The following is a 4,241-nucleotide window of genomic DNA, read 5'->3' as shown; positions in this document are numbered from 1 at the left end:
AAGCAAAGACACTTAGCTTGAACGAAGAGAAAGCAGCGTCATTTAGGCGCAGTCGGTAACATGCCCTTATAGGGCTAGAGCAAACCACCCGCTATGCGGGTGGTTCTGATTCAATTCCCTGGTGAACACAGCAATAAAGGTAGTGATATGGAATTTACATAACAGTTCAACCATTCATTATGAGCAAATAAAGCCCAGTATAGGTGAATTATGCTCATAACATTCATTTTCAAACAGTGGTAGAAAATAGTCAAGATAAACTATTCATATTTTTGATACATGAACGCACATCGATTGGTAGCGGCGCGAAAAGCGTGTGGATTGTCCCAAAGGACATTGGGTGAAGCATTGGGTATTAATCCTGAACAAGCTATCGGAAGGATCAGTCGATATGAGCGAGGGGTGGCAACTCCTGCATACGAAATCGTGTGTCAGATAGCCGAAATTTTAAATGTACCATCATGTTATTTTTATATTGAAGATGACAATTTTGCTGAACAAGTTCTGATCTTGCATAAGATGAATTCTATCGATGGATTTGAAAACAATTTAATTGTCTATCTACAAGAAGAAGTACAAGAATATAAGAATGCGCTCAAAGAGATGCAGAAGATTATGAATTCTCTAAAAAATCTTTAAGTTATGTCACAAATCATGTTAATTCATTGTTTTTTATAGATGAATTTAATTTTATATCATCAGCATAATATACGAAACGTAGGCCAAAATGACCGGCAATCAAGGGGGCACTCTCATGCCGGCATTCAGCCACCAGATCAATCATGACGCTCTTTTTCGCCTCAAAATTGCGGATATAGTCTTAATTTTTTTCAGGGAGTTGCAGGGGGGAATGAGGTGATTCACTCCACTTTTCAGCCACGGAACACAGGATTTCCTGATTCGAGTTGCGAAGGTTTTCACAATCTTTTGCTATATATTCAAAGCTATGGTGCGCATGTGCCATGTGAGAAGCTATGTTTTTTGCAGATTCATTTACCAGACGACCAGCAACCAGTTGAAACATATGACGAATAGGCTCGGTCACCTTAATTTTATCATTTTCATCAGGAATATATTCGCCTGATTTCATCGCTCCTAAATTCATCCATCCTTCGGTCATCCAGTAAACACATATAAGTGATACATCCCCCCGACAATTTTTATATGAATCAATAATCCCCATCACTTTTTCAACTAGCGTGTCGTAGGAATCCGTTTGCCACGGCAAAACACTCAACATGTCTGTGATGGCCTCTTCATAATCATAAGTATCAAGTAGTTTATTATCGTTCATATATTCCTCTTCATGTAAAAGGCAAAATTTATAAAAAACCCCCTGAAAACAGGGGGAGAATTCTCATGTAATCGTAGGCATATCTAATTATAATTGCGCTTTGTTATTATTATTTACGTTACTAACTGGTGTTGTCATAAATAGGGTGGTTTTAATTTAGAAAAACAGTCTCTTCATTCAAAAGACAAACCCATAACATGCCCCCTGAAAAGATGGATAAAGATAAATAATTTAATTTATAATAATAATACTTTGTTATTATTTCTCAAGGAAAATACTGGTGCTGTCACAATTTCACACTTTTAATTTTTCAGCATTGAAAAGGTAGAAATTCGAACGGTTCGTATTTCTACCTTAAAAGGATTTTGTATCAATGGTAAAAAATAGTCAATAGACAATTTTAATGATGTGAATAATGATAAGTAAGCGGTTAGTTTCAATAAGGAAAGCCAGAAAATTAACACAAGAGAGCTTAGGTTCAGCGCTGGAATTGGATGATTCAGAGGCAGCCAGAACTAAAATTTCTCACTATGAAAATGAACGTTACACGCCCTCATTTGATATTGTATGTAAAATTGCTGATTATTTAGACGTACCTGAAAGTTATTTCTACACGCGAGATGACAATTTTGCCCGTAGAATTTTAGAATTACATAAACACCCCAATATCTTATCTAATAAATCTGACGACATTGTATATTTAGAAGAAGCCTTAAAAGAGGCAGAGAAAAAGCTCAATCGATATGCAATGGCAGTTGATGCCTTCAAGAAAATAATGCCTAAATAATTTTTTAGCATAACAATATGAAGGAATGATCGGCAATTTCATGCCGGCATTCAACCTACAATCTACAATCTGTTCAGCCCACCAGATCAATCATCACGCTCTTTTTCGCCTCAAGGTTACGGGTATAACTGAGCACAGTTTCTGGATTTTTCCACGTTCCCTCGTGCATAATCTGGGCGAGAGTGTAGCCTGATTCCGTCATGTCCTGTGCCGCCCCCACCCGTGCACTGTGGCCGGTCCAAGTCGCATACCTGCCTTTGTTTTTCGTGCCCACTTTATCGCCCTGTACTACATCCCACGCCTCAGAGAAAATCCCTTCTAGCGAAGGACGGGCTAGCGGCTTATCCTTGGTCAATTTGACTTTGTTTGTCCGGTACACCTTGCAGAACAGGTAAGCGTCGGAATGTTCCTGCAAGCCGGACACGTTGAGCCACTTTAACAGGCTGGCTGACGCCCTGGGGCTAAGGGCTTTGGTAAGCCCTTGCCCGTCAACAAGGGTTTTGGTGTAACCGATATTCAGCATCACGCTGCCATCGCGGTTAACAGCCACATCCCGCACTTTAAGGCGGGCAATATTGGATACGCGTAATAGCGTATTGTAAGCAATAAACAAGAAAGCTAGATTGCGAATATTTTTTAGCCTATCTGACGTTTTCCATACCTCATCAATCTGATTTAGATCGGTGATTTTAAAGGGTATCGCCTGTCCCTCGGTTTCACCGTTAATGATAGAGGCCCGATTAATTTTTTTTAACACACGTTTCACTTTTTCACTGTCACCGGCAGGGAGTAACCCCGCCTGTCGGTGCAACAGGTTCAGCATGGAAGCATAGTTACTGATAGTCGCGGGGGCCCGCCCGTTTTCATGCAGCTCCAGCAGGTAATCCCGCAGGTAATCAGCGTCAACCGGCAGATAAGGACGGCCTCTGGCAAGACACCAGTGACACCATTGCCGCACGACCGCCATCAATTGCAGCCACGTATTTTCAGCAAACGCCTCTTTGTCCTTGATAAACGCATTGAGATTGCGGATCACCTCGTCATTCAGATCTGGGTTATCCCGGATCAGCCTCGCCTCGTGACCCACCCGCATTATTCCACCTGCCATAAAAAACCTCGCTGTCTCTTGGTGGCGCTACGTAAAAAGTAGGGCAGTTATACCCCCTAAAGTTTTTCAGATTTTACGGACGCTCATCATTAATTATTAGTAAAAACCACCCTGATTAATCACGTTAGGTGACGATACTCAGCGCAATCCATCAACTTGCCGGGTGATAGTCTCCCTTGCAACTATCACGGTATCAGGCATTCACTGTCCTGATACCATCGCCTGACTGACAGTATAACACAGTCAACTTTACATAAAGTGTACTTTATGTAAAGTTGATAAGTATCAGGGGCAGGGCGAATCTCACCCCTTACGATCCTTGCGGTATGTGCTCGGTCAGCTCAGCGGCACCCACGCCTGAAACGCGGCCGTTTTTTCCACGGCCTCCACGTCGGTGCGCCGGTACGAACGGATATTCTGCGGGGCACCGGATTCGGTCATCGGGGCCGGTTCCCCTAACAACTGTTTAATGGCGGCCGTATCCCAGCCACGTTGTCTCAGTTCGGGCAGGGTGATCCAGTCCCGCCGCCAGACGGCCTTCTGCTCCCTGCGCCGTTTCCGAGACTGGAGACGCAGCTCCATCAGTTTTTGATGCGGCACAAATTTACTGTACATCACGCTCTCCTGAGAAGGTCATCATCATATGTTCTTTATTCTTCTTTAGGTGTAGCCGAAAAACAGCATGTTGCCACTCCCATTCGGCAGATAACAGCCCAGGTGCGACGTGATGGGTTCCAGGTGACCTGTCAGCGTCACAACCGCTGGGTTCATAAGCGGCAGAAGAAATATAGTCAGGGATGGATATAATCACGGTGCTTTTTTTATTCGGCACGGTATTTATCCGCTTTGCCGATTTTTCACACCTAGCATTTAACTGGGTGCATTCACCTATACGGAAACGATACTTAATGGACATTACACAATATACAAAAAAATATCTAACTAATACTACAGCCGTAATCCCTATTGTGCCATGATGGGGCTCTTCTTCCTTAAATAAAAGGCGGTGTCACATGCCATCCCCTGCCAAAATCTGGGAACAGGCGCTACAG

The 4,241-nt window shown here is 42.9% G+C and carries 6 protein-coding genes; 2 read left to right on the top strand and 4 right to left on the bottom strand.

The window, feature by feature from the left end; translation table 11 throughout:
- The first annotated feature begins 279 nt into the window (after window positions 1-279).
- Complete coding sequence (locus PSI23_RS20455; protein WP_273556799.1) at window positions 280-639, top strand: helix-turn-helix domain-containing protein; 360 nt, start codon at window positions 280-282, stop codon at window positions 637-639.
- A gap of 181 nt (window positions 640-820) precedes the next feature.
- Here PSI23_RS20455 and PSI23_RS20450 read toward each other — a convergent pair whose 3' ends face one another.
- Window positions 821-1,294: a hypothetical protein gene (locus PSI23_RS20450; protein WP_273556798.1), complete on the bottom strand. Its 474-nt coding sequence runs from the start codon at window positions 1,292-1,294 to the stop codon at window positions 821-823.
- Between the two features lie 415 nt (window positions 1,295-1,709).
- Here PSI23_RS20450 and PSI23_RS20445 point away from each other — a divergent pair, with 415 nt between their 5' ends.
- Window positions 1,710-2,081 carry a helix-turn-helix domain-containing protein gene (locus tag PSI23_RS20445; protein WP_273556797.1) on the top strand — a complete coding sequence of 124 codons (372 nt, stop codon included), beginning with the start codon at window positions 1,710-1,712 and terminating at the stop codon, window positions 2,079-2,081.
- 73 nt (window positions 2,082-2,154) lie between these two features.
- Here the strand turns inward: PSI23_RS20445 and PSI23_RS20440 are convergent, their stop codons facing one another.
- The 3 genes from PSI23_RS20440 to PSI23_RS20430 all read right to left on the bottom strand — a co-directional run bounded on the left by PSI23_RS20440 (window position 2,155) and on the right by PSI23_RS20430 (window position 4,021).
- On the bottom strand, window positions 2,155-3,189 hold the full coding sequence (locus tag PSI23_RS20440) for a tyrosine-type recombinase/integrase (RefSeq protein WP_273556796.1): 1,035 nt from the start codon (window positions 3,187-3,189) through the stop codon (window positions 2,155-2,157).
- Between the two features lie 336 nt (window positions 3,190-3,525).
- Window positions 3,526-3,804, bottom strand: a complete 279-nt coding sequence (locus PSI23_RS20435) for a hypothetical protein (protein ID WP_273556795.1) — start codon at window positions 3,802-3,804, stop codon at window positions 3,526-3,528.
- Complete coding sequence (locus PSI23_RS20430; RefSeq protein WP_273556794.1) at window positions 3,794-4,021, bottom strand: hypothetical protein; 228 nt, start codon at window positions 4,019-4,021, stop codon at window positions 3,794-3,796. The genes PSI23_RS20435 and PSI23_RS20430 overlap by 11 nt, the downstream gene beginning before the upstream one ends.
- Window positions 4,022-4,241: the final 220 nt, after the last annotated feature.

The sequence above is a fragment of the Xenorhabdus yunnanensis genome (assembly GCF_028598805.1).
Lineage (GTDB): Bacteria > Pseudomonadota > Gammaproteobacteria > Enterobacterales > Enterobacteriaceae > Xenorhabdus > Xenorhabdus yunnanensis.
The sequence above is the reverse complement of the archived record's forward strand: the minus strand, read 5'-3'. Positions and strand labels throughout refer to the sequence as shown.

Excerpts from the sequence above, each read along its gene's own strand:
- PSI23_RS20450 (WP_273556798.1), bottom strand. The coding sequence starts at position 1,294 with ATGAACGATAATAAACTACTTGATACTTATGATTATGAAGAGGCCATC.
- PSI23_RS20455 (WP_273556799.1), top strand. The coding sequence starts at position 280 with ATGAACGCACATCGATTGGTAGCGGCGCGAAAAGCGTGTGGATTGTCC.
- PSI23_RS20435 (WP_273556795.1), bottom strand. The coding sequence starts at position 3,804 with ATGTACAGTAAATTTGTGCCGCATCAAAAACTGATGGAGCTGCGTCTC.
- PSI23_RS20440 (WP_273556796.1), bottom strand. The coding sequence starts at position 3,189 with ATGGCAGGTGGAATAATGCGGGTGGGTCACGAGGCGAGGCTGATCCGG.
- PSI23_RS20445 (WP_273556797.1), top strand. The coding sequence starts at position 1,710 with ATGATAAGTAAGCGGTTAGTTTCAATAAGGAAAGCCAGAAAATTAACA.